A 22,450-nucleotide genomic window follows, 5' to 3' on the forward strand; every position below is an offset into this window, starting at 1 on the left:
GCCCTTCAGCTCTTGCGGCCGTAGCTGAGCAGCCCGCCGTGCGTCTTCGGCGGATGCGCGGCAAGCGCCTCCTCGTTCGGCTCGGTGCCCCAGCCCGGACGGTCCGGAATGACGAGATGGCCGTTCGCGATCTCGGGCTCGTGCGTGAACAGCTCGCGGTCCCACGCCAGGCGATCGATGTCGATCTCCATGATGCGCAGGTTCGGCACCGCGGCACAGAAATGCGCGTTCATCATCGAGCAGAGATGGCCGTAGAAATTATGCGGCGCGACGTTGACCTCGAAGGCTTCCGCGACTGAAGCAATCTTCATCGACTGCCAGACGCCGTTCCAGGGCGTGTCGATGATCGCGACGTCCATCGCCTGCTCGCGGAAATAGGGCAGGAATTCGCGTAAGCTGAGCAGCGTCTCGCAGGACGAGATCGGGTGCGGGCTCTGCCTCCTGATGTAGCCGAGCGCTTCCGGATTGAAGCTGTCGATCTCGACCCAGAACATGTCGATGTCCGCGATCGCGCGCAGGATCTTGAGGTAGCCTTCGGTCTTGGCGTTGAAGTTGCAGTCGAGCAGGATCTCGACATCGGGGCCGGCGCCGTCGCGGATCGCTTCGAGATGCATGTGCAGGTCGCGCAGGATTTTGCGGTCGACATTGATCTCGGGCAAGAATGGCGAGCCGAAGCCGGGCCGCCAGCCCGTCGGCTTGCCGTCGTCATAGGAGAAGATGTTGGTCTTGAGTGCTGTGAACTTTTTCTCGCGCACCTCGCGCCCCATGGCCTTGACGCCGTCGAGGCTTTCGATCGGCGGCTTGTACCAGGACGGATGATTGATCCGCCACGTCGCGCAATGCGACCAGTACACGCGCACGCGGTCGCGGATCTTGCCGCCGAGGAGCTCGTAGCAGGGCACGCCGAGACATTTGGCCTTGGCATCGAGCAGCGCGTTCTCGATCGCGCCCAGCGCCTGCGCCACCACGCCGCCGGCGGCCGGCCGCGTCGCCGCGAACAGCTCGGCATGGATGCGCTCGTGCTGGAAGACGTTTTGCCCGATGACGCGGCTCGAGAGCCGCTGGATCGCAGCACCGACGCCCGGCGAGCCAAAGCCCTCGTCGAACTCGCTCCAGCCGACGATGCCGTCTTCCGTCGTCAGCTTGACGAAATGGTAGTTTCGCCAGCCGGCATCGCAGGCGAGGATTTCGAGGTTCACAGCTTTCGATGAATTCGTCATGTCGCTCCCCGGCGGCTGCTTGTTGAGCCTTTGATCTCGGCGCAAATGCTTTGCGTTTGTCGCGCTTGATTTGTTAAGCCAAGGCGCGAGCCCCGTGAAGCGATGGAGGCGCGCAGCGCATATGCAGTCGCGTCGTTTTTGCGGCGCGGCAAGGCTGTCGGACAAGGCTGCCGGAAAGGCTGGGGATGGCCATGATGTTTCCGGGGATCGCCGCGAAATCGCGCCGGCTTCTTTCCGTTTTGGCCACAATCGACCCCAACGATCAGCCCCATGCAAGCCTTGGCGGTTATATCGATTCTGGCGCTGCTCACCTTGGGTGGGGCAGCCATTTCCGACCAGATTCTCACGGCGGATCAGCAAATCGTGCAGAGGGTTGAGTAAGGAGCACGATCAAGCGAAGGCGCATTGTCTATGGGGGATGACAGATGCTTTCGGTAGACCAGTTTCTGAGACTGATCAGCGTGCCCGCCGTGTTCGTGGCTTTCATCATTGCATCGCAGATTTCGGCGGCCCTGACCTCGAACTGAGCCACCTCAAGCGACGAGGGAAGAACCGAGCAGCGCCACGACCGCGAGCGCCATCAGCGCCGTGCCGAGCCAGCCGAGCGCGATGAGCGATGTCCGCGCCCTGAAGGCGCCCATGACGCCGGCGTTCGAGACGATCAGCATCATCATCACCATGATGGGGACGGCGACGATGCCGTTGAGCACGGCGCTCCACACCAGCATGTGGATGGAATCGATGCCGGTGAAGCCGAGCGAGAAGCCGATGACGGTGGCGGCCGCGATGATCGTGTAGAAGCCGACGGCTTCGTCCGGCTTCGCTTCCAGCGTGGCGCGCCAGCCGAAGATCTCCGCAACGCCATAGGCCGCCGAGCCCGCCAGCACCGGGATCGCCAGGAGGCCCGTGCCGATGATGCCGAGCGCGAACAGCAGGAAGGTGAAATCGCCGGCGAGCGGCCGCAGCGCTTCGGCGGCTTCCGTCGCCGAATTGATTTTGGTCACGCCATTGGCGTGCAGCACGGACGCCGTGGTCAGGATGATGAAGAAGGCGATGCTGTTCGAGAGCAGCATGCCGAGCGTGGTGTCGGCCTTGATGCGCGTCAGCTCGGGATCGCCGGTGCGCGGCGCCTTCGTCAGGGGCTTGTGATTCCTGTGGTTCATCTCCTCGACCTCCTGGGAGGCCTGCCAGAAGAACAGATAGGGGCTGATGGTGGTGCCGAGCACGGCGACCACCATCAGGAAATAATCGGCGCTGATATTGGCCTGTGGCCAGACCGCTGCCAGCAGCGCCGTGCTCCAGGGAATGTTCACGGTGAAGGCGGTCGCGACATAGGCGAACAGCGACAGCGTCAAAAATTTCAGCACCGGCGTGTAGCGGCGATAGGGCACGAAGACCTGGAGCAGGGTGGAGGATGCCGCGAAGATCAGCGCGTGCTCGTGGTTCAGCCCGCCGATGACGAGCGAGAGCGCCTCCGCCATCGCGGCGATGTCGGCGGCGATGTTGAACGTGTTCGCGGCAACCAGCATGGCCACCAGCGCCAGCACCAGCCAGCGCGGCACGAGCTTCATGACGTTGGCCGCCAGCCCCTTGCCGGTGACCCGGCCGATGCGCGCGCTGACGAGCTGGATCGCGATCATGAAGGGCAGGGTGAGAAACACCGTCCACAGCAGGCCATAGCCGAACTGCGCGCCGGCCTGCGAATAGGTGGCGATGCCCGACGGATCGTCGTCGGCCGCGCCCGTGATCAGACCGGGCCCGAGCCGTTTCAGCACCATCCGCAGGGATCTTGGCGGTGCGCGAAGGACGGGGGCGGTCATGGAGGGCGGTGTCTCGCGTCGGGGCGCTTTCCGAAATCTCCCGGCTAACTCAGGTTAGGGAGGAAAAGTTCCCGCTGTCTGCTCGACGGCTCGTTTCGGATTGTCAGTATTTAAGGTTGACACGTCGGGCAAATCACCTGTAAACAGGCATCATCGCAAACATCGTCGAGCCCGTGCCGTCACCGGTCGCGGGCTTTGTTGTTGAGGCGGGGGCGGAGATGGCGGACTATCGGACGCTGACGAACATACCCCAGGCGGCCGCGAGGCCTGCGCCTGTAACAACATAAATGGGGTTGTCGCAGAAGGCGCTTCCGTAAGTACACACGGCGGCACCAAACGAGCCGATCTCGTGGTGGCTCGCGGAATAGAACAGGCCTGACAGGCCAAGCAGTGCACCGGCGACGTAGTACATCGATCTCCTCCTCGATGGATTTCAAACGTCGGGCCGCCGCTCAACGCTTGATCCTTCAGTCACTCGACAACATCGGAGAGGGTGGCGTGAAGAAGTTTCATTCCGCCAAATTCGACTCAATGCATTTTAGATAAAGTTTGACACGTTGGGGCAATCACCGGCTGAATGGCATCATCGAAAGAGTTCGCCTCAACCGCGCGGAGAAATCCGCTGCGGTTTTTTCGTTTGATGAGCGAGATCATGCAGAGCGCACACGAGGGAGTCGAAGTCCAATGCGAAATTGACGATCGGTCGTTTGCTCGCTGAGCCGACTATTCCGCTCACCCCGGCGAACTAACTTGAGAGGGGGCCACCTGTTGACATGGTTCTCGTTTTGTTCCATAGGAGATCTTAGTTCTACCTGCGAGTGAAAATGTGATCAGCAATGAGTAGTTCGTCTCTCGCCTTTGTTCTGCTGGACAATCCGACAACCCCGGACATGTCGGCCGTCGCCAAAGCTCTTCGCACGCGGTATCCCGAATTGCCGGTGGAGATGGTGACGGACAACGGCCCGGCAGGAGCCCGCCAAAATCCTGCGAGTTCGCCGTTGATTCGCTGTGGTGATGAACTCGTCGCGGTGATGTCGATGCCGGCGCCCATACCGCAGGACCTGGGCCTATGGTCGCGTACTGCCACCACCTGGCCGGATGGCAAGACGATTGCGGCGCGGCATCGAGGTCATCTGATCGTTTCAGTGCTTGGGAAAGGCCAGCAGCCGCTGCCCGCCGCGCGTCTCAGCACCGCCGTCATCGGCGCGCTAATTGCAGTCGTCCCGGAATGCTGCGGCGTGGTGTGGGGCGGCAAGGTTGCGCGGCCTGCGAAGCTTTGGCTCGAGATGTCCAGCCGGTCCTTTGCGCCGTTTCCCGACTATCCCTTCACGCTGTGGCTCGACGTCCTTCCGTTTCGTTCAGGTGCGGGGATCGGCGCGGTAACGATGGGGCTTGCGGCATTCGCCGGACGTGAGATCGAATTCGAGACTACGAAGCTGCCGTTTCCAACGATGATCGACAAGGTGGCAGGCCTTGCCGCCTATCTCGTCGAGCACGGAAACGTGGTCAAGGACGGCGACACCTTTGGTGGCGATGAACGCGAGCGCTTCGCGGTCCGTTACAAGGACTCCGAGCGGTTTGGCGGGATGCCCGTCTTTTCTTGCGTGGCGGCTTGAGGCTCTCAGCAAGACTTGCGTCGACAATGATAGCATTCAAGTCATCTAGGTCCCCACGAGAAGATCAACTATGACTGATCCCTCGACCAAGAAGCGCTCGTCGAAAGCGAAGGCGCGAAAGTTTTACATGATGGACCCCGACTACAGGTTTGAGACATGTCCTGGATGGGAGATGAAGAACCTGGCGCTGCTGACCAACGGGGGCCGCGTACTTTTTGCTCCCCCGGAGCGGGGCTTTCGGCAATTTCCCGAGCCGCCGCGCCTATTGATCGATAGATCTCTTGGACGCGCGCCAGTCGATTGTGAGCGGTTTCACGACTACTGGCTTGTGTCGGACCGGATGAAAACCGTCCTTGAGTCGGTGGATCGTGCCGGAGTCGCATTTGTGAAATGCGAGACCGGCTACCGGGGCGGTAGCGCGGGGCCAGTCTACTGGTTGTGCGATGTTCTCCGCCTTCTGGACGCCGTTGACGAGGAAAAATCGCGCGTCAGAATTGAGTACGATTCCCCCGATCACAAAGCATACAACCTAATGGGCGGCGCGAGTCTCTTCTTCAGAGATGAGATTGTAGGTTCGGCACATATCTTCAGACTGCGCTTCTTGTTCCCGCAAATCATCTGTGATCAGTCAATGAAGGACGCGTGCAAAGCAGCGGGCCTGAAAGGCATCGGCTTCAAGGATGCTGCCAAGCGTCGAGTTCGTCGATTGGCGCGTGATCGCGCTTCATAGGGCAGTCCCGCGTTTGGACAGAGTAAAAAGAAGGTCAACCGACAGTCTCGTGGCTTGGTTTGGCCTGCTACCGCTGCCCGCCGGCGTGCTCGAAACGCGTGTCTCGCAGTAAGGCTGGAAAGAAACCTAACGCTGCGTTCGATCATTCGCAATCAACGCAAGGTGAGATCGTTTCGTAAGACGACTGCTCCACCTAGCCTCATCGTCACGTTCTCTGTCGCATAGGCATCTGCGGCAATCGCATCGATCTAAAAACGCGGACGTTGGGAGGTCCCCAACGATCGGCCCATTTTGCCCACCCACAATCAGCGCGCGCATACGAGGCTGGCCGATCCGCTGAGCCTCTTGAAGCGAAACCGCAGATGATTCTGCCGGCAGAATCCATTGAGACCTGAGCCGTCGCATGTTTCACTGCCATCATATCCTGCCAAAACAGTTCGCAGACCACCGGGTTGTCAGATTTTTGAGCGATCTGTTCAACCGGGACGGCGTCGAAAATCTAATGGCATTGCCTTCCGAACAGTGGGTCGCAAATGATTTTGGTTCGAGCCCGCACACGGGCGGGCACCTCCAAACATACCACAATGGCTTCGAAGGATTCCTCGATCGCGTCGGTACATCGCCAGAGTTCGGAGAGGCCAGGGCCGGTGACGCAGCGGCGCGTGATCAGCTGTCTTCAAAATTGAAGGGATTGGTCGCTGCCGCCAAATACGCTCTCGCGAACAAGCATCTACTTGCCAACACGCCACTGGGAATGACGCCTGAGGATGCGAAAAAAATCAACGAAGACTGGTTTGAAAATTGGGAGGACTACGCCGAGAAGCATCACGACGAAATCCAGCAGATGCGCGACACGGTGGAGCAGCTGCATAGATTTGGTCAACTGGACCAAGCGGTGTTTTGGCCGCTTCTGTCGCCGACCAGCACTCTCAGTCTCGCGGATAAGATCGACATTCTACGGCGGCATCGAGACTCTCCTATCACGCAACAGTTCACGACGATCGGTCCGATTCCTGATCTTCCGGGCTTCGTTCCGTCTATCGTTGATACTCGCCTGCCAGGCTTCATCCCCCCTTCCTTGGATGGCCTGATCCAAAGGGAAGGTTTCATGCGACATGATCCGTCCGTGACTTACGGACTGCCCGGGTTTCCTGTGTCCAATCCCGCATTGCAAGGGCTTGGGCCGTTGCCTCCGAGCATCGCCATGCCACAAGCTCCCCAGGTTCTCCAATTCAACCAGGAGACCGGGCGGCCTCTGACGTTTTCCGATGGATCGCCGGTCTTCGGGCCCGCTCCCTCCGCCACGTCCACGGCCGTTGGTCGAGCGGCTCTCGCTGGGACGGCCGCGGCAGGTGCTGGGATGGTGGCACTCTCCGTTCCTGCGCTATGGCCGACGTTGCCGCTGTCGGCGAGGTTGGCCATGCTGGGAATCTTTGGGACCACTGCGAGCGCTCCTGCCGTTGCAGGCGACGCTGCAAGCAGCGCCGGGGCCGCCGGTGGAGGCGCCTTCTCAACGGGCACGGCTCCGTACGACGCATTCAACACCAGCTCTTCTGCTTCCAACACGAACACCAGCGGCGGCAACCCTCGCGGATCTCTGTTCGGGCCGCCGCTGGTCGAGAGCAAACCGCTTCAGCAAGGGTCGGATCTCGCCAACACTTTTGCTGATCGCTTCGGAAACTGGACCGAGACGTCGGCGGGCACGATGCCTGCTCAGGCGTCGCCCTCGCTTGGGGGGCCGGCTCCCGGCGCGGCGGGAGCCGTCGCTCCTGAAGATGTTCGGCGGTTGACGCGCGTGAACGCGTCGAACTCAGCCAACGCGTTCGCGTCGGGTACCTCGCCCATCCAGTACCTGCCTTCTTCGGAGTTCAACGACCGTTTTGGTAGTTGGAGCTTGCCGCCAGGCGATCGACAGTCGCCGCAAGCAAGCAGGCCAGTTGGCGCCCTTGCGGATGATCCAGCCTATTCCATCCCGCCGCCGATTTGGGGATTGGAGGATCCTCGCAGCGCGCAGAATGATGCCGAAGAATGGTTCTCGCGCTGGATACGGCCGCTTGTGCGGCAGGACCGAATGGATTGAAGACCACCCTGCGCACACGAACGACGGCGTCTGCCGTCTGCGTGACTTCAATTGATCGTTGACACGTCGGGCAAATCACCGGCAGAATGGCATCATCGAAAGAGTTCACATCAACCCGCGCGGAGAAATCCGCTGCGGGTTTTTTCATCCCGATTTCCGGAATTGGGGCGTGTCGGCGCGCCGTAGTCTCGTTTCAGTTGAGTCGGGCTCTCACAGAGCGCTTCACCGCATCGCCACCGTCTTCGATCTGCTTACGAGCCCGACTACATCTTTTCTGCGCCTCAGGCTTGGCATCCTGAACACGCGGTGATGAGGTGGCCATCCCGACTTCGCGTTGAAATGGGCAGAATAAGATGAGCGACAAACAGCCAAATTCGATTCCGAGGCGTCCCAGAGCGCGCAAGCGCAAATTCTACGTGATTGGTCCCGATTACCGGGTTGGCGGCAAGCCGGGCTTCCGGTTGGAGGACAACAACATCCTTCCGCGGGGCCATTATCATCTGCCCCCTTTTGATAAGCCGCCCCGCTTTGTGTTTGACAAAAGGGCAGGTGACTTGCCGCGCGATCTGGAGAGTTATTATGGATTTTGGCTGGTCTCCGACAGGACCAAGGCGGTGCTGGAAGCCGTCGATCCGAAAGGATTCTCCTTCGCGTTGTGCGATGTGCGAATCCCCAACGGTGTTTACGAGGGGCCCCGGTACTGGTTTTGTGACGTCCTTCGTGTTCTCGATGCGCTGGATGAAGCAACGTCGCGTTTGAAGATCGAAATGCTTGATGACGTCCGCTATCGCCGCTTCGGCGAGAAGTTCTACAATTTTTCGGGTGGCGCTGAACTAGTCTTCAGGGAAGACGTGGTCGGCGACGCGCATGCCTTCCGAATGGCCTATCGCGGATCGACCGTCATATGCGACCAGGTGATGAAGGATGCCTGCAAGTCGGCGGGTCTAAAAAGAATATGGTTTGAAGACGCCTCGAAGCTTTGAATTGACTCAGCGAGACGTAGGTTTTGGAAACAACATATGTCGATCCTTTTTGATCATCACATTATCCCGCAACAGTTGGCTGACCATGACGTGTTTCGCGACATCGACTCCGAGATGTTCGATATAGATTCTCCTGGCAATCGAATCTATTTGCCAGCGGATAGCGAGCTTGCAGCGAATATGGATCTATCGCGGCATCCCAGCAGGCACGTATCAACCTATACTAGAGCTGTTAGGGAGGCTCTCGAAAAGATCAAGGAGACAGAGGACCCGAGCGCCCGCGCCGCAGAGATCAAGAACCTGATCGACGCCATGAGGGTCGGATTCGCCAATGGCGATCTCCACACGAACGTCGGTGCAGGCAAGACGCGGGAGGACGTTGACAACGGAATAAAGAAAGTCTTCGCCGACCACAAACGCTATCTCGCAGAACGGCCAGATCAGCTTCAGGCGATCAGAGATCTCGAACAGAAGGCAGCCGCTGCCGGACAGGATCATCTGATCCAATGGTCCGCTATCCTTGGCAATGCCGTAAGGGAGAGGTTGCTAAGTGATGCAATTACAAAGAATCCCGGAGTCAATGTAACTGAGGGAAATAAGAACCTGGGTGGAACGCCTTGGTATTCTAAGTTTAGCACCGCCGATCCCAATGCATACCTTTATCCCACTCCCGGATCGGTACCGCTTAACGCTGAGCACTTCGCGCCGCTGCCGGGCTTCAGTTCGCCTTCGCTTGACGGTGTAGATCAAGCAGAAGGATTTACGCAGCACGATCCAGCGCCGACCTACGGATTGCCCGGATTTCCAGTATCCAATCCCGCCCTGCAAGGCCTTGGGCCGTTGCCTCCGAGCATCGCCATGCCACAAGCTCCCCAGGTTCTCCAATTCAACCAGGAGACCGGGCGGCCTCTGACGTTTTCCGATGGATCGCCGGTCTTCGGGCCCGCTCCCTCCGCCACGTCCACGGCCGTTGGTCGAGCGGCTCTCGCTGGGACGGCCGCGGCAGGTGCCGGGATGGTGGCACTCTCCGTTCCTGCGCTATGGCCGACGTTGCCGCTGTCGGCGAGGTTGGCTGCGCTGGGAACGCACCGCCCATCCCTTACTTGCCTTCTTCGGAGTTCAACGATCGTTTTGGCGGTTGGAGCTTGTCGCCAGGCGACCGACAGTCGCCGCAAGCAAGCAGGTCAGTTGGCGCCTTCGCGGATGATCCAGCCTATTCCATCCCGCCGCCGATTTGGGGATTGGAGGATCCTCGCGGCGCGCAGAATGATGTCGAGGAATGGTTCTCGCGCTGGATACGGCCGCTTATGCGGCAGGACCGAATGGATTGAAGACCACGCTGCGCACACGAACGACGGCGTCTGCCGTCCGCGTCAGTTGAACTGATCGTTGACACGTCGGGCAAATCACCCCGCAGAATGGCATCATCGAGAGAGTTCACATCAACCCGCGCGGAGAAATCGGCCGCGGGTTTTTTGTGGTGATACCAACCATGCGGCGCTGGGCTCCTTTTGGCTGGTGATTTGGGGCCGAGGGCTTTCAATACGAGAGCGGACCAACATGCGGCTAAGCCGCGACGGCCGCTTTTGACCCATAGCGGGCTCGCGCAGGCTTTCCACAGGATTAGGCGACCCTATCTTGCGCCAGGCCCATGCTGTAGTTTAGCGCCCGCGCGCGTGGGTCTGAGACCGGTGCCCTCCGGCTCCAACCGCCGACCCAGGAAGGATCGAGAGATGACGTACGCAATCTCCACAAGGCTGGCACCTTCATTGATTGGCCTTGCGACTGCGGCGTTTCTCGCGCTTGGTGGATCGACGCCGGCTTTTGCCCAGGATGCGGTTGTCGCAACGCTTCCTCAGGACATTCATTTCGAGGGACCCGCCGGAGCGGTGGGAATCGCCACCCTGTACGGCGACCCGAAAAAGGCGGGAGTATTTTCGGAACGGGTGAGAATCCCAGCTGGCTTCAAGATCATGCCGCATTGGCATGGTGAGACTCGAACGGCCATCGTTCTGTCCGGCACCTTGTATTACGCGAACGGTGATCAGTGGGATGAAAGTAAATTCAAGGCCTACCCACCCGGCTCGTTCTTGATTGAACCAGCGAAAATCTCCCATTACGCGACGGCAAAGGACGGCGAGGTGGTTCTTCAAGCGACGAGCATCGGTCCGAGCAGCACCGTCAAGATTGAACAAGCGAAGAAGTAGGTTAGCGGTGGCGCACGCCTCAGCCTGAAATTTCGCTCCTGATCCATCGCCGCAAATCTGACACGTCCCGCCGGCGTCCGCTTTCGGGCGCCGAGCCGACTAGATTCGCTCACACAGAGTTTCTCGCCTTTTTGACCCAAACCGGACGTCAGAGTCATGTGGATATTAAGGTGTATAGTGCGTGACACAATTTGTGGTTAGGCTAGCACCCACACACCGATCGCCGAAAAGGACCGCACTTTTCAACGAGCGGAGCAATTGGTGGAGAGCAAGATTTAACAGCGCGATTTTGGAGAGCAGCCATGTTCATCACGCGTCGCTTCGCAACTTTTGGAGGTTTAAGTCTCCTTGCCAGCGCTTCGATGACAACTCTGGCCCGTGCGGACTGGGGCGACAATGCCGGTATTGGTGAGGGTCTCGAAGACTTTTGGCTGGCGACCGACGCCTACATCTATGGCTATCCACTCGTCACCATGGAAATGACCCGTAGGGTCATCACCAATGTTGCCAAGCCCGAGGGCACACATGCGCCGATGGGGCAGTTGATCAGACTGCGTGAATATCCAAATGCCTCCTATCGCGACGTAACCGCGCCCAATGCCGACACGCTGTATACCACGGCTTTCTTCGAGGTCGACAAGGAGCCGTGGGTGCTGAGCATCCCCGACATGAAGGGACGATACTATCTGTTCCCGATGCTCGACGGGTGGACAAATGTGTTTCAAGTGCCGGGCAAACGCACGACCGGAACGGACGCGCAGACCTATGCCATCACCGGTCCAGGCTGGACGGGAACGCTGCCGCAGGGCGTGCGGGAGTACAAATCTCCGACCAACATCGTTTGGCTGCTCGGCCGCATCTACTGCACCGGCACTCCAGAAGATTACAAGGCCGTCCATGAACTGCAGGACCAGTGCAAGCTGGTGCCGCTCAGCGCGTATGGAAAGCCCTATACGCCGCCGGAAGGCAAGGTCGATCCATCGATTGACACGAAAATGGCCGTGCGTGAGCAGGTGAACCGGATGGATGCGGTGGCCTACTTCACGCTGCTCGCGCAGCTCATGAAGTCCAATCCTCCCGCCGTCGCCGATGCGCCCGCGCTCGCCAGGTTCGCCAAGATCGGGCTTGTGCCCGGTAAGGATTTTGATGCGAGCAAGCTCAATGCGGACTTCGCCAAGCGAATTCCGGAGATTGCCTTCGACCGCATCATGCTTCAGTTCAAGCTCAACAAGGATGTGCAGCACATCAGTGGCTGGAATTTCACCACCAAGACCGGCCTTTATGGCACGGACTACCTGATGAGGGCGCTCGTTACCGCGATCGGACTGGGCGCCAACCGGCCGCAGGATGCGGTTTATCCGACCTCGCTCAAGGATGCCCACGACGACGCGTATGATGGAGCCAACAAATACGTGGTCCGTTTCGATAAGGGACAAACCCCGCCGGTCGAGGGCTTCTGGTCGATCACGATGTACGACGCCCAATATTTCTTCGTCGCAAATCCGATCAATCGCTATTCGATCAGCCCACGTCAGAATTTGAAATCGAATCCAGACGGGTCGATTGACATTTATGTCCAGAAGGACTCGCCGGGCGCGGACAAGGAATCAAATTGGTTGCCCGCACCAGCTGGCAAATTCATCCTCATGCTGCGGATGTACTGGCCCAACGAAAGCGGTCCATCGATCCTTGATGGAACTTGGACGATCCCTGAGGCGAAGAAGGCAAGCTCGTGAGCGCCGGACGACATAGGCGGCGACCATAAATGAGCCGGTGGCGCGGGCGCAACGGTGAGAGGAGGTGCCGGGCACGGAGCCCCAATGTCTCCTCCTGGCCCTTAAGAGACAGGCTGTTCACACCTCTGGGAATGTCGGTTTGGAAACGTAGAGCGGACATTCGGCCGAGATAGGAAAATCCGAAAAAGACTTGACGCGTCGGGCAAATCACCTCTAAAGTGGCATCGTCGAAAGAGTTCGCATCGACCCGCGCGGAGAAATCCGCCGCGGGTTTTTTGTTTCGATACAAGCTGTGAGGCGATGCTGTCCCGTTACTAAACGGTCTGTAGCCGAACATCCGCTTCTAATGGGAGGGCAGACCAACCTGCGGCTAAGCCGAGACTGCAGCTTTTGACCCGAAGGCGACCTTGGGAAGATCCGGCTATTGAGGCAGTTGGATGCATTTATCGTCGTGCCGCTCACCCGCTGCTCGGCGAGACTGAAAGGACATGCAAGAGCGGTTGCGGCGAGACCGATATTTCTCCGACAAATGGGCGGTCGTAGGCGGCGATAAGGAGGATGGAAGCCGCTATGCTCGTCGCAAACAGCGCGAGTGAAACCAGACCTGCCAGGGGATCGTCGCAGTGGACGAAGGCAATTGTAACCAGAGCGATGACCGCTTGCAGCAGCAGGCACGACCACTTCACTATGTTCACCTGGTCGCGGCTGACGAGGATGCGATGCCGGCGCGCGTCAAGCGCCGTCTCGAGAGAGCTTACGATCTCGCGCTGAGCAATCTCCTGGCCCGAACCGGCCGTCGTCAGCGAGAGAACGAGTTGCAGCGCCTGGACGAGTGCCGGCGAGGGTGCGTTCAGCGGAGCGGTTTCGGCTCCCTGAGCCATCATGGGCCATTCCACGGTCGCGGCTCGCTGGACATATTCGCTCACCAGGCTGCGCAATTTGTTCTCCGGCTCGCCCGGGAAACTTGCGGCCAGAATGAGGACCGATCGAAGCGCGGAGGCCTCGCGGCTGACCTCGGTGCTGGCGCGGTCATTGTCCCTCCAGACCTGCGCGGCCGTAAACACGACAAACAGACCAAAGACAACGCCGAGCGGCGATAGCATGCCCGCTGAAATCGCTTTGAAAGATCTTATTCGCTTGTGCGTCGCGGCCGCCAACACGCCAATGTAGATCACCAAGGCTACCAGATAGACGCCCCCGAAGATGACCAGCGCCATCCATGGTATGGGCAGATTGTGCAACCAGTCGCTCATCTGTTGCCCCATCGGTTGCGCTGGCTTCGGCTTTGATCGCGTGTAGTCCGTTTGCGAGAAGCTGCAGCGCGGGTCACCCGTAACCGAATGATACATGCATCTGGCGCAAACGCATTCTTAATCTGACCGTTAGCGTAAGGCGGTATTGATCGGGTTCCATTGGAGTCCCGACGGCGCCGGCGCAATGCGACAAGAACGGAGCCGGTACGCTTCGTGTCTGTCGGCATGAGTCGCGCGTGTCTCGCCGTTGGAGATCCAATTGGTGCGGCATGAGTCCGATTCTGGCCCTAAAGAGAAAAACTGACATACTTCAGGAAATGTCGGTTTGGAAACGTAGAGTGGACATTCGGTTAGATAGGAAAATCCGAAAACGCTTGACGCGTCGGGCAAATCACCTCTAAAGTGGCATCATCGAAAGAGTTCGCATTAACCCGCGCGGAGAAATCCGCCGCGGTTTTTTTGTCGCGATACCAACCATGCGGCGCTGGGCTCATGGCTGGCAATTTAGGGCCGAGTCCGCTTTCAATACGAGAGCGGCCAACATGCGGCTCAGCCGAGACGGCCGCTCTTGACCCTAAGCCGACTTCGGCTGTCGTCCACGCTTCTTTAGGATGATCGTTTCTGAATGCAGCGACGCTGTCGCATTCCGAGCCTCGTGCCTTAATTTGTGGTAACTAGTGTCCTAAAGGTCTGAGTGCACCACGGAGGAAGCGAGCCATGAGGACCGCGTTGCTCACGGCGACCGCGCTGATTACCTTGTCGTCTCTGGCTGTCGCGCAACAGCTTCCCACAAGCACGGCCCCTAAGGCGAATGCCGTGGTTGATCCCGCAACACCCAAGGAACGGGCCAACGATGGGAAGGCCCCCGGCGGGGACAGACTCCACTATGATGTGCCTTGCCGAGTGTCGTCAGTCGGTACATGCGTCACGCCGGAACCGCCGCGATATAGGCCAAAACCCTGATCCAAACAGGTCGCATCTTGATGATCGTGTCGCCTTGTGGTCCTCAAGAGACAAACTGACGTGTTGCAGGAATGTCGGCTTGGAAACGTAGAGTGGACATTCGGGAAGATAGGAAAATCCGAAAAAGCTTGACGCGTCGGGCAAAACACCTCTAAAGTGGCATCATCGAAAGAGTTCGCATCAACCCGCGCGGAGAAATCCGCCGCGGGTTTTTTCATTCCTATACCGAGATCGGACGGCGGCTGCGCTTCGCGGCCTCGCCCTCGTTGAAGCGCGTTCATTGAGCGCCGATCAGCGCGCCGTCGTCCGAACGATGATTGGCCGTGCACGCGCGAACGTGCCGGCCCGCGGCGCGAGCCAGTTGCTTGCGCCGCCGCGGCCCCCGGGTGGGGATAGGGTTCGCGCCCGAAATGAATCGCGCTTTGTCTCGCGATCTGCCGCGCTTTTGCTTTTTGAGGAGAAGCCGATGACAGCCTATCTGATCTCGCTCGCGCTTGCGGGCCTGCTTACGATCGTCTTGTGGGAGACAATTTCATGAATGAGGATTTGGCGTGCGAGCACGAGAGCGACGCAGTCCGCCCGCTTGTCGCCAAGAGGACTTCCAGGGCGAGAACCCTGACTGAAATTCGGTCCGTGGCGCGTAGCCACACCAGAACCGCCATTAAACTTCTAGTCTGGGACAAGGTCCTGGGCCTTGGGCAGACAGATGCGCTGGCAGGATTTGCCTCGGTCACGGCAAATCTCGTGGTCTCATTCTATTTCGCCAAGCGTGGGTTCGAGAACGTCGCAAGGATCATCAAGCGGTGAGCATTCGGGATGACGAGATCAGGGCGATCGTGGTCGAAACGTTGGCCGAGCAGCAGAGGCTTCAGCACGAAAGTATCGACGCAATCGTCTCGAAGGCTGTCGCCTCGATCCTGGCATCGCTCGGCATCGAAGATGACGATCGCAAGGAATTGAGGGCGGACTTCCAGCACCTTCGCCGATGGAGAAGGAGCGTGGAACAGGCTCAGAGCTACACCTTCAAGGCGGTCATCACCGTGATCGCGACCGGCCTGATCGGTGCGCTCTGGCTGGGCGTCAAGGTCGTGCTGAGCAAATGAGCAAGGGTAGCGGCATCGCGGCCGAAGGTCCGTCTTGTTTTTCAGAGGGCGAGCTTGTGTACCGCATTCGAGCTGTTGACGGCGACGACGACGAGGTCGCCGAGATCCTCCGCGATCTTCATCAATGGACCTTCTTCGGGACCGCAGCCGTTCCACACTTCGGATCGGGATCCTGGTGGCTCGCCTATGACGGAGCCCAAGCCGTCGCATTTGCGGGCGTCGTGCCTTCCACACATGCCCGCAACAGCGGATATCTTTCTCGGGTTGGAGTCTTGCAAAAGCATCAGGGGCGCGGACTGCAACGCAGACTGATGCGGGCGGTTGAGGTGCAGGCGCGGCGGATCGGTTGGGAGAGCATCGTTTCGGACACGACCGACAACAGGATATCGGCGAACAACTTCATCAGGACGGGCTACCGTCTTTATGAGCCGGAGGTGCCGTGGGGGTGGAGGAACACGCTCTACTGGCGAAAGCGGCTGAACCCGGGTCTGGGTGGGTGATGCTTCCGTGAAGCGGAATGCACCACGCAACAGCATGGCACGGTCTCGCCTTTGAGGGGCGAGGGACCGCCATCCGTTGCGTGAAAGCGGCCCGGCAGCAGGACGGCTGCCGGGCCGCCTTTGCGTTTCGATCGACTCGTTGCGCTGGCGATCTTCAATGGTCGCTTTGTGATCGAAAGCGGGCAGGGGACTTGCATCGTGCCGTGGCGCGCGCTTTAAGGTCGGTATTCGGCGGCCACAAGCCGATGTAGGGAGTGAGCGCGCATGTTCGATCAGCCGCAACTGCCGGAGCGCCCACCGCGCGCCGGGAACGGACCTACGGCACTCGACGGACTGCTGGTCATCGATTTCACGCGCGTGGTTGCGGGACCTGCCTGCACGCAAATGCTCGGCGATTTCGGCGCGAATATCATCAAGATCGAGAATCCCGACGGCGGCGACGATACACGGGCCTATGAGCACGCCGAGATCGGAGGCGAGAGTGCAGCCTTCCTCAGCCTCAATCGCAACAAGCGCGGCATCGCGCTGGATCTCGCGGTGTCCGCCGCGCGCGACGTGGCACGCGAGCTGATCCGCAAGGCGGACGTGGTCGTCGAGAATTTCTCGGGCGGCGTCATGAAGAAGTTCGGCCTCGATTATGAATCGGTCGCGCCGATCAACCCGCGGCTGATCTATTGCTCGATCTCAGCCTATGGACGGACCGGGCCGTTTGCCTCGCGGCCCGGCTTTGATCCCATCACCCAGGCCGAGAGCGGCTTCATGTCGCTGAACGGTTTCCCTGATGGCCCGCCGGTCCGGACCGGTCCGCCGATCGTCGACATGGCGACAGGGATGGCCGCCGGCAACGCTATCCTCCTTGCGCTGCTGGCCCGGGAGAAGCTGGACCGCGGGCAGCACGTTGAGGTCGCATTGTTTGACATTGCGATGGCCATGACCGGCTTTTATGGCATGGCCTATCTGATCAACGGCCAGAATCCAGGACGATTTGGCAATTCGCCTAGCGGTTCTCCCACGGTCGGAGTTTATGAGGCGTCTGACGGGCCGCTCTATATGGCCTGCGCCAATGACAGGCTTTACCGGCGTCTGGTCGTCGAGGTGCTGGATCGGCCTGAGCTCATCAACGATCCTCGCTTTTCGACGCGGAAAGCGCGTTCCGAACACAAGGAGAAGCTGCGCGCTGCCATTGCAGAGGTGTTTGCAGGCGACCGCCTCGAGAACTGGATGACGAAGATGAAGCAGGCCAGTATCCCGGTCGGCTATCTTCGCACCGTCGAGGAAGGCTTCAATGCGCCCGAGGCGCGAGAGCGTCAGCGGCTGAACCGGATCCCGCACCCTACGGCGGGCTGGGTGCCCAACATCGAATCTCCGGTGTCCATGAACCTCACGCCCGCAGTTGAGCCCGTCGCGGCGCCGCTGCTCGGTGAGCACACCAGGGACGTCTTGCGCGAGACGCTTGGCTACGACGAGCGACGGCTCGCCGAGCTCGCGGAGAACGGCGCCTTCGGTGCCGGCCGACGATCGGGGGTAACCGATCCCTGAACGTCGTCCCGGGTCGGAAGCATCGGTGAATGGAAGGGAGTAACGATGGACATCGAACTCTACGGCTTCTGGCGATCGATCGCGTCGTTTCGCGTGCGGGTGGCGCTGAAGCTCAAGGCTCTTCCGTTCAAGGAAATTCCCATCGACATCATGTCCGGCGAGCAGTTCACGCCCGACTATGAGGCCGTGAACGCGGAGCGCATCGTGCCAACTTTGGTGCACGACGGATACCGGGTGTTTCAGTCGCTTGCGATCATCGAATATCTCGACGACGTCAGTCCCTGGCCGAGGTTGTTGCCGACGGATCCGGCCGATCGCGCATATGCGCGCTCGCTGGCTCTGGTGACGGTCGCGGACGCCCATCCGCTGGTGACGCCGCGCGTGCGCAATCATCTCGCAAAGGCATTCGGGGCAGATGGTGGGGCGATCACAGGATGGGCCGAGCATTGGGCGCGCGAGGGGCTGGCGACCTATGAGCGGCTCCTGGCCAGGCGATCGCCGGCGCCGTTCGCCCTGGGCGCCACGCCCGGGATGGCCGATATCTGCATCGCGGGGCAGGTTGTAGGGGCCCATTTCCTCAAGCTGGACATGGCGCCGTTTCCAACCGTGGCCAGGTTCGCGGATCGTTGTTTCGCGCTGCCGGCCTTTGCGACGTCTCATCCTTTCGAGCAGCCCGGGTACAAGGCCGAATCTAGCCGCTGACATGGCATCGTCTTGCTTTGGCGGGCTTCCGGCCGCATAACAGTGGCGGAAACGAGGGATACGAATGGTGACCGGCAATCCCATGTCAGGTGCGGCCCAGTCGGAGGCCGAGGCCGGCGAGCGTGCCTATGCCGCGATGATCGCGCGCACCAGGGCACTCGTTCCTCAATTGCGGCAGCGCGCAGCGCGTACTGAGGAGCTTCGGAGCCTTCCGCCCGAGACCGAACAGGACCTGCATGACGCGGGCCTGTTCAGGATTCTTCAGCCCAAGCGCTTCGGCGGATCGGAGCTCGACTACGTTGCGCTGATCGATTGTGCCGACCTGCTGGGACAGGCAGATGCTTCAGTGGCCTGGAATTTTGCCAATCTGGCGAGCCACCATTGGATGCTCGGCATGTTCGAAGAGAAGGCCCAGACCTTGGTCTGGAGCCACGATGCCAATGCCCTGATCGCGTCATCGTTCATTTTCCCCGCCGGTCGTGCCCGGAAGACGGATGGCGGCTATCGGCTGCACGGAAGCTGGCCGTTCTCGTCGGGCGTGGCGTCCTGCGAATGGAACATGCTTGCGAGCGTGGTCTACTCCGATGATGAGGCCGACGGCATCGAATACCGCATCTTTTTGCTTCCCAAGAAGGACTACAAGATCCTCGACACCTGGAACGCAGCGGGACTGCGTGGCACCGGTTCGAGCGACGTGGAAGTCAGGGATGCCTTTGTTCCCGACTACATGACGGTCGCCGTCGGCAACCTCACCGGAGGCCCGACACCTGGAAGCGCGGTCAATCCCGATCCGCTCTATGCGCTTCCGGTATTTTCCTTGTTTCCATACGTTCTGTCCGGCGTCGCGCTCGGAAACGCGCAGGCGTGCCTCGATGACTACGTCGAGGTCGTTCGCCACCGCATATCGACCTACAACCGCGCCAAGCTGAGCGATTTCCAGAGCACCCAGATCAAGATTGCCGATGCCTCGGCGAAGATCGACGCCGCACGCTTGATCATGCGCTCTGCCTGTGCGGTTGCCATGGAAGATGCGCGGCGTGGCCACGTTCCGAATATGGCAGCCAAGACGAGATACAGGCGTGACGGCGCATTCTCGGTCAATCTGTGTACCGAGGCGGTGTCGATGCTGTTCGCCGCGAGCGGCGCCCGGGGATTGTTCACGAGCGGCGTCTTGCAGCGGCAATTCCGCGATGCTCACGCCGTCAACTCGCACCTCGCGTTCAATTTCGACGCGGCTGGTACGAACTACGGCCGCGTGGCGCTCGGCCTGCCGTCCGAGAACCTGACGCTGTGAGGCCGGCCGATGACTGATTTGCCAAAGCAGCCACCGGCCGCAAATCCAGCTAACGAGTTGGCGAGCGACAGCTCGCCGATCGATCCGCGCGATTTTCGCAACGCCCTCGGCATGTATGCGACGGGAGTGACCATCATTACCGCTGCGGGTCCGGACGGCAAACCCTACGGCTTGACGTGCAATTCATTCGCTTCGGTATCTCTCAATCCGCCGCTCGTGCTGTGGAGTCTCGTGGTCTACTCGTCGAGCCTGACCGTTTTTCAAAATGCCAGCCACTTCGCAGTCAACGTGCTCGGCGCCTCGCAGCAGGCGCTCGCGAACAAGTTCGCCAAATCTTCGGACGACAAATTCACCGGTATCGACTGGAGTCCTGGCCTCGGGCATGCGCCGCTGCTCGCGGAAAGTGTCGCCAATTTTCAATGCCGGTCCGTCAATCGATATTACGGCGGCGACCACGTGATCTTTCTCGGAGCTGTAGAAGCCTACTCCTACAATCGAAGCGAGCCGCTGCTTTTTGCGCGCGGGAGCTACGGGCGGTTTTTGGCGGACGATGATCGCCAGAAGCCCTCGTGAGACGGACCGGTTCGGCGCGCGGCACCCAAACCAATTCAAACTTTTGGTGCGGAGAGCTTGTAGATCTCCAGTGCGTCAGCGTCCGCGCCGCGGCTCGCGCTTGCAAGGCTGAACAGCTGTCCCGCGAGCGAGGCCATCGGCACGGGCGTCGAGGTGGCGTGGGCGAGGTCGGCGATGGTGTCGAGATCCTTCAGCATGGTCGCGATGTGGCCGAGCGGCGGGGCGTGAATGCCCTGAACCATCCGCGGGACGAACAGCTGGAGGGGAATGGAATCGGCAAAGCCGCCGGCGAGGGCTTCCGGAAGCCGTCCTGCGTCGATCCCGGCGTTCACCGCAAGACGCGTTGCTTCGGCAAGGACGGCCATCGCGCAGCCAACGATCACCTGGTTACAGAGCTTGGTGGTCTGGCCGGCGCCGATCGGGCCCATGTGTGTGAGCCTGCGTGCCATTGCGAGGACGTACGGCCGCACCCTTTCGACATCGGCGGGATCTCCGCCCGCCATGACCGCTAGCGTGCCTTCCTCTGCTCCTTTCGTGCCGCCCGAGACCGGCGCGTCAATCCAGCCCATACCATTTGCAGCCTTGAGCCGCGCGGCGATGTCGCGCGCGGCATCCGGATGGATGGAGGAGAAGTCGACGGCGAGCTTGCCTAAGCCGGGGGCCGCTGCAAGTCCTTCAAAGCCGAAGATTACGTCCTCGACCGCTGCGGCATCGGTCAGGCACATGAAAACGATGCTGGCACCGGTCAAAACGTCGCGGGGACTGGCCACGGGCTTCGCTCCGGCCTCGACGAGCGCGGCTGCCTTCGCGGCCGAGCGGTTCCAGATCGCCACATCATAACCGGCCGCGAGGAGACGACGGGTCATGGGGGCACCCATCAATCCGAGGCCAAGATAGCCGAGCTTCTCGGCGGGATGCGGGTTCGCGCCGGTGGATTCAGCCATGGGTCGCCTCCTTGTGTCGCGGTGCAATGCTGGTTGAATGTCGCCCTAGCATACACGGGAGCCGATGGGGAAACTGCGCCGATGCGCATGGCTTGCCTGACTGTTTGAACCATGAAACATTTGGCTCCTGGTCGGGTTGGGTGGCGCCGGTCGGCGCCGAAGCAGCGGAGCGGGCATGATGCGGACGGTTTCAAAGTGGGTCCTGGCATTTGGGACGATGGCAGCGATCGCTGCGAGCGCAGGCTCGTCGCAGGCGCAGCAGACGATCCGTGTCGGCTGGACCATTCCGGCCGAGGAATCCAAATATTGGATGATGCGGCGACCGGCGGAATTTCCCGACCTCGGCAAGACCTACAATATCGAATGGACACAATTTCAGGGCACGGCGCCCATGACACAGGCACTTGCCGCCGGCGCGCTCGACTGCGCCACGCAAGCGCCTTTGTCGCTTGCCAACGGCGTGGTCGGCGGCAATCTGAAGGCCTACATCGTGGCTCAGCACGTGTTCGAGAAGCCGGGCGGCTTTTCGGTCTATTGGGCGGTCATGGACGACTCGCCGATCAAGACGATCGCCGATCTCAAGGGCAAGACGGTCGGTATTTCGGTGATCGGAGGCGGTACGCAGGGGCCGTTCAACATGCTGCTCAAGCAGAATGGTGTCGATCCCGCGAAGGACATCAAGCTCGTCGAGGTCGGCTTTGCGGTCTCGGAAGACGCGCTGCGGCAGGGCAGGGTCGACGCAGTCAACATGAACCAGCCATTCGCTGCGCGCGCGGAAGCAAAGGGCGGCACGAGGAAGCTGTTTTCGCTGTCGCAGGCCATGCCGAACATCGTGCACATCCTTGAAGCCTGCCGTGCCGACTTTGTCGACAAGAACCCGGAACTGGTGAAAGCCTATGTGCGCGACATCACCTCGGGCATGAAGAAGGCGTTGGCGAACCGCGAAGAGACGCTGAAAGTGGTTTCGGAGGTGCTCAAGGCGCCGATCCCGGTCCTCGATACTTACTTGCTCAAGGACAATGATTTCGGGCGAGATCCGGGCGCCGCACCGAATTTCCCGGCGATCCAGAAGATGCTGGATATCTACGCCGAAACCGGAATGCTGCCGAAGCTGGATGTCGCGCAGTTCAAGCATCCGACCATCGTTGCGCCATTGCAATAAGCAGCTTGGCAATAAGCAGGTTGGC

20 protein-coding genes are annotated in these 22,450 nt (G+C 60.3%); 15 read left to right on the top strand and 5 right to left on the bottom strand.

The window, feature by feature from the left end:
* Window positions 1-5: 5 nt before the first annotated feature.
* The 3 genes from SO156_RS35990 to SO156_RS36000 all read right to left on the bottom strand — a co-directional run bounded on the left by SO156_RS35990 (window position 6) and on the right by SO156_RS36000 (window position 3,452).
* Entirely contained in the window at window positions 6-1,220 is a 1,215-nt protein-coding gene (locus SO156_RS35990; RefSeq protein ID WP_458148826.1) for a mandelate racemase/muconate lactonizing enzyme family protein, read from the bottom strand.
* A 533-nt stretch (window positions 1,221-1,753) separates the two neighbouring features.
* Complete coding sequence (locus tag SO156_RS35995) at window positions 1,754-3,040, bottom strand: NRAMP family divalent metal transporter (protein WP_498538092.1); 1,287 nt, start codon at window positions 3,038-3,040, stop codon at window positions 1,754-1,756.
* A 226-nt stretch (window positions 3,041-3,266) separates the two neighbouring features.
* On the bottom strand, window positions 3,267-3,452 hold the full coding sequence (locus SO156_RS36000) for a hypothetical protein (protein ID WP_458148824.1): 186 nt from the start codon (window positions 3,450-3,452) through the stop codon (window positions 3,267-3,269).
* Between the two features lie 478 nt (window positions 3,453-3,930).
* Between SO156_RS36000 and SO156_RS36005 the strand changes: the two genes are divergently transcribed.
* The 7 genes from SO156_RS36005 (at window position 3,931) to SO156_RS36035 (ending at window position 12,392) form a co-directional block, all read left to right on the top strand.
* Entirely contained in the window at window positions 3,931-4,656 is a 726-nt protein-coding gene (locus tag SO156_RS36005; protein WP_498538093.1) for a DUF4261 domain-containing protein, read from the top strand.
* A gap of 70 nt (window positions 4,657-4,726) precedes the next feature.
* Window positions 4,727-5,386: an imm11 family protein gene (locus SO156_RS36010; protein ID WP_498538094.1), complete on the top strand. Its 660-nt coding sequence runs from the start codon at window positions 4,727-4,729 to the stop codon at window positions 5,384-5,386.
* Window positions 5,387-5,789: 403 nt separating this feature from the next.
* Window positions 5,790-7,466, top strand: a complete 1,677-nt coding sequence (locus SO156_RS36015; protein WP_498538095.1) for a hypothetical protein — start codon at window positions 5,790-5,792, stop codon at window positions 7,464-7,466.
* A 353-nt stretch (window positions 7,467-7,819) separates the two neighbouring features.
* On the top strand, window positions 7,820-8,449 hold the full coding sequence (locus SO156_RS36020) for an imm11 family protein (RefSeq protein ID WP_458148821.1): 630 nt from the start codon (window positions 7,820-7,822) through the stop codon (window positions 8,447-8,449).
* A gap of 36 nt (window positions 8,450-8,485) precedes the next feature.
* Window positions 8,486-9,835, top strand: coding sequence for an AHH domain-containing protein (locus SO156_RS36025; RefSeq protein WP_498538096.1), 1,350 nt, complete (start codon window positions 8,486-8,488; stop codon window positions 9,833-9,835).
* A 347-nt stretch (window positions 9,836-10,182) separates the two neighbouring features.
* Complete coding sequence (locus tag SO156_RS36030) at window positions 10,183-10,656, top strand: cupin domain-containing protein (RefSeq protein WP_498538097.1); 474 nt, start codon at window positions 10,183-10,185, stop codon at window positions 10,654-10,656.
* Window positions 10,657-10,958: 302 nt separating this feature from the next.
* A complete protein-coding gene (locus tag SO156_RS36035) occupies window positions 10,959-12,392 on the top strand; it encodes a DUF1254 domain-containing protein (RefSeq protein WP_498538098.1) in 1,434 nt (477 codons plus the stop codon).
* Window positions 12,393-12,850: 458 nt separating this feature from the next.
* Here the strand turns inward: SO156_RS36035 and SO156_RS36040 are convergent, their stop codons facing one another.
* Window positions 12,851-13,609, bottom strand: a complete 759-nt coding sequence (locus SO156_RS36040; RefSeq protein ID WP_498538099.1) for a bestrophin-like domain — start codon at window positions 13,607-13,609, stop codon at window positions 12,851-12,853.
* A 1,533-nt stretch (window positions 13,610-15,142) separates the two neighbouring features.
* Between SO156_RS36040 and SO156_RS36045 the strand changes: the two genes are divergently transcribed.
* The 7 genes from SO156_RS36045 to SO156_RS36075 all read left to right on the top strand — a co-directional run bounded on the left by SO156_RS36045 (window position 15,143) and on the right by SO156_RS36075 (window position 20,319).
* Complete coding sequence (locus SO156_RS36045) at window positions 15,143-15,415, top strand: hypothetical protein (RefSeq protein ID WP_498538107.1); 273 nt, start codon at window positions 15,143-15,145, stop codon at window positions 15,413-15,415.
* A complete protein-coding gene (locus tag SO156_RS36050; protein ID WP_498538100.1) occupies window positions 15,412-15,711 on the top strand; it encodes a hypothetical protein in 300 nt (99 codons plus the stop codon). The genes SO156_RS36045 and SO156_RS36050 overlap by 4 nt, the downstream gene beginning before the upstream one ends.
* Window positions 15,708-16,211 (top strand): GNAT family N-acetyltransferase, encoded by a 504-nt coding sequence (locus tag SO156_RS36055; protein WP_498538101.1) that lies wholly within the window; start codon window positions 15,708-15,710, stop codon window positions 16,209-16,211. The genes SO156_RS36050 and SO156_RS36055 overlap by 4 nt, the downstream gene beginning before the upstream one ends.
* Before the next feature lie 264 nt (window positions 16,212-16,475).
* On the top strand, window positions 16,476-17,750 hold the full coding sequence (locus SO156_RS36060; protein ID WP_458148809.1) for a CaiB/BaiF CoA transferase family protein: 1,275 nt from the start codon (window positions 16,476-16,478) through the stop codon (window positions 17,748-17,750).
* Between the two features lie 45 nt (window positions 17,751-17,795).
* Entirely contained in the window at window positions 17,796-18,452 is a 657-nt protein-coding gene (gene maiA / locus SO156_RS36065) for a maleylacetoacetate isomerase (protein ID WP_458148808.1), read from the top strand.
* A gap of 64 nt (window positions 18,453-18,516) precedes the next feature.
* Complete coding sequence (locus SO156_RS36070; protein ID WP_458148807.1) at window positions 18,517-19,746, top strand: acyl-CoA dehydrogenase family protein; 1,230 nt, start codon at window positions 18,517-18,519, stop codon at window positions 19,744-19,746.
* Between the two features lie 9 nt (window positions 19,747-19,755).
* Window positions 19,756-20,319 (top strand): flavin reductase family protein, encoded by a 564-nt coding sequence (locus tag SO156_RS36075; protein ID WP_458148806.1) that lies wholly within the window; start codon window positions 19,756-19,758, stop codon window positions 20,317-20,319.
* 35 nt (window positions 20,320-20,354) lie between these two features.
* Here the strand turns inward: SO156_RS36075 and SO156_RS36080 are convergent, their stop codons facing one another.
* Complete coding sequence (locus tag SO156_RS36080; protein ID WP_498538102.1) at window positions 20,355-21,263, bottom strand: NAD(P)-dependent oxidoreductase; 909 nt, start codon at window positions 21,261-21,263, stop codon at window positions 20,355-20,357.
* A 178-nt stretch (window positions 21,264-21,441) separates the two neighbouring features.
* Here SO156_RS36080 and SO156_RS36085 point away from each other — a divergent pair, with 178 nt between their 5' ends.
* On the top strand, window positions 21,442-22,425 hold the full coding sequence (locus SO156_RS36085) for an ABC transporter substrate-binding protein (RefSeq protein WP_458148804.1): 984 nt from the start codon (window positions 21,442-21,444) through the stop codon (window positions 22,423-22,425).
* Window positions 22,426-22,450: the final 25 nt, after the last annotated feature.

The organism is Bradyrhizobium sp. UFLA05-125, assembly GCF_059803515.1.

Excerpts from the sequence above, each read along its gene's own strand:
- SO156_RS36010 (WP_498538094.1), top strand. The coding sequence starts at position 4,727 with ATGACTGATCCCTCGACCAAGAAGCGCTCGTCGAAAGCGAAGGCGCGA.
- SO156_RS36075 (WP_458148806.1), top strand. The coding sequence starts at position 19,756 with ATGACTGATTTGCCAAAGCAGCCACCGGCCGCAAATCCAGCTAACGAG.
- SO156_RS36025 (WP_498538096.1), top strand. The coding sequence starts at position 8,486 with ATGTCGATCCTTTTTGATCATCACATTATCCCGCAACAGTTGGCTGAC.
- SO156_RS36070 (WP_458148807.1), top strand. The coding sequence starts at position 18,517 with ATGGTGACCGGCAATCCCATGTCAGGTGCGGCCCAGTCGGAGGCCGAG.
- SO156_RS36000 (WP_458148824.1), bottom strand. The coding sequence starts at position 3,452 with ATGTACTACGTCGCCGGTGCACTGCTTGGCCTGTCAGGCCTGTTCTAT.
- maiA (WP_458148808.1), top strand. The coding sequence starts at position 17,796 with ATGGACATCGAACTCTACGGCTTCTGGCGATCGATCGCGTCGTTTCGC.
- SO156_RS36015 (WP_498538095.1), top strand. The coding sequence starts at position 5,790 with ATGTTTCACTGCCATCATATCCTGCCAAAACAGTTCGCAGACCACCGG.
- SO156_RS36020 (WP_458148821.1), top strand. The coding sequence starts at position 7,820 with ATGAGCGACAAACAGCCAAATTCGATTCCGAGGCGTCCCAGAGCGCGC.
- SO156_RS36060 (WP_458148809.1), top strand. The coding sequence starts at position 16,476 with ATGTTCGATCAGCCGCAACTGCCGGAGCGCCCACCGCGCGCCGGGAAC.
- SO156_RS35990 (WP_458148826.1), bottom strand. The coding sequence starts at position 1,220 with ATGACGAATTCATCGAAAGCTGTGAACCTCGAAATCCTCGCCTGCGAT.
- SO156_RS36040 (WP_498538099.1), bottom strand. The coding sequence starts at position 13,609 with ATGGCGCTGGTCATCTTCGGGGGCGTCTATCTGGTAGCCTTGGTGATC.
- SO156_RS36080 (WP_498538102.1), bottom strand. The coding sequence starts at position 21,263 with ATGGCTGAATCCACCGGCGCGAACCCGCATCCCGCCGAGAAGCTCGGC.
- SO156_RS36085 (WP_458148804.1), top strand. The coding sequence starts at position 21,442 with ATGCGGACGGTTTCAAAGTGGGTCCTGGCATTTGGGACGATGGCAGCG.
- SO156_RS36035 (WP_498538098.1), top strand. The coding sequence starts at position 10,959 with ATGTTCATCACGCGTCGCTTCGCAACTTTTGGAGGTTTAAGTCTCCTT.
- SO156_RS36005 (WP_498538093.1), top strand. The coding sequence starts at position 3,931 with ATGTCGGCCGTCGCCAAAGCTCTTCGCACGCGGTATCCCGAATTGCCG.
- SO156_RS36055 (WP_498538101.1), top strand. The coding sequence starts at position 15,708 with ATGAGCAAGGGTAGCGGCATCGCGGCCGAAGGTCCGTCTTGTTTTTCA.
- SO156_RS35995 (WP_498538092.1), bottom strand. The coding sequence starts at position 3,040 with ATGACCGCCCCCGTCCTTCGCGCACCGCCAAGATCCCTGCGGATGGTG.
- SO156_RS36030 (WP_498538097.1), top strand. The coding sequence starts at position 10,183 with ATGACGTACGCAATCTCCACAAGGCTGGCACCTTCATTGATTGGCCTT.
- SO156_RS36045 (WP_498538107.1), top strand. The coding sequence starts at position 15,143 with ATGAATGAGGATTTGGCGTGCGAGCACGAGAGCGACGCAGTCCGCCCG.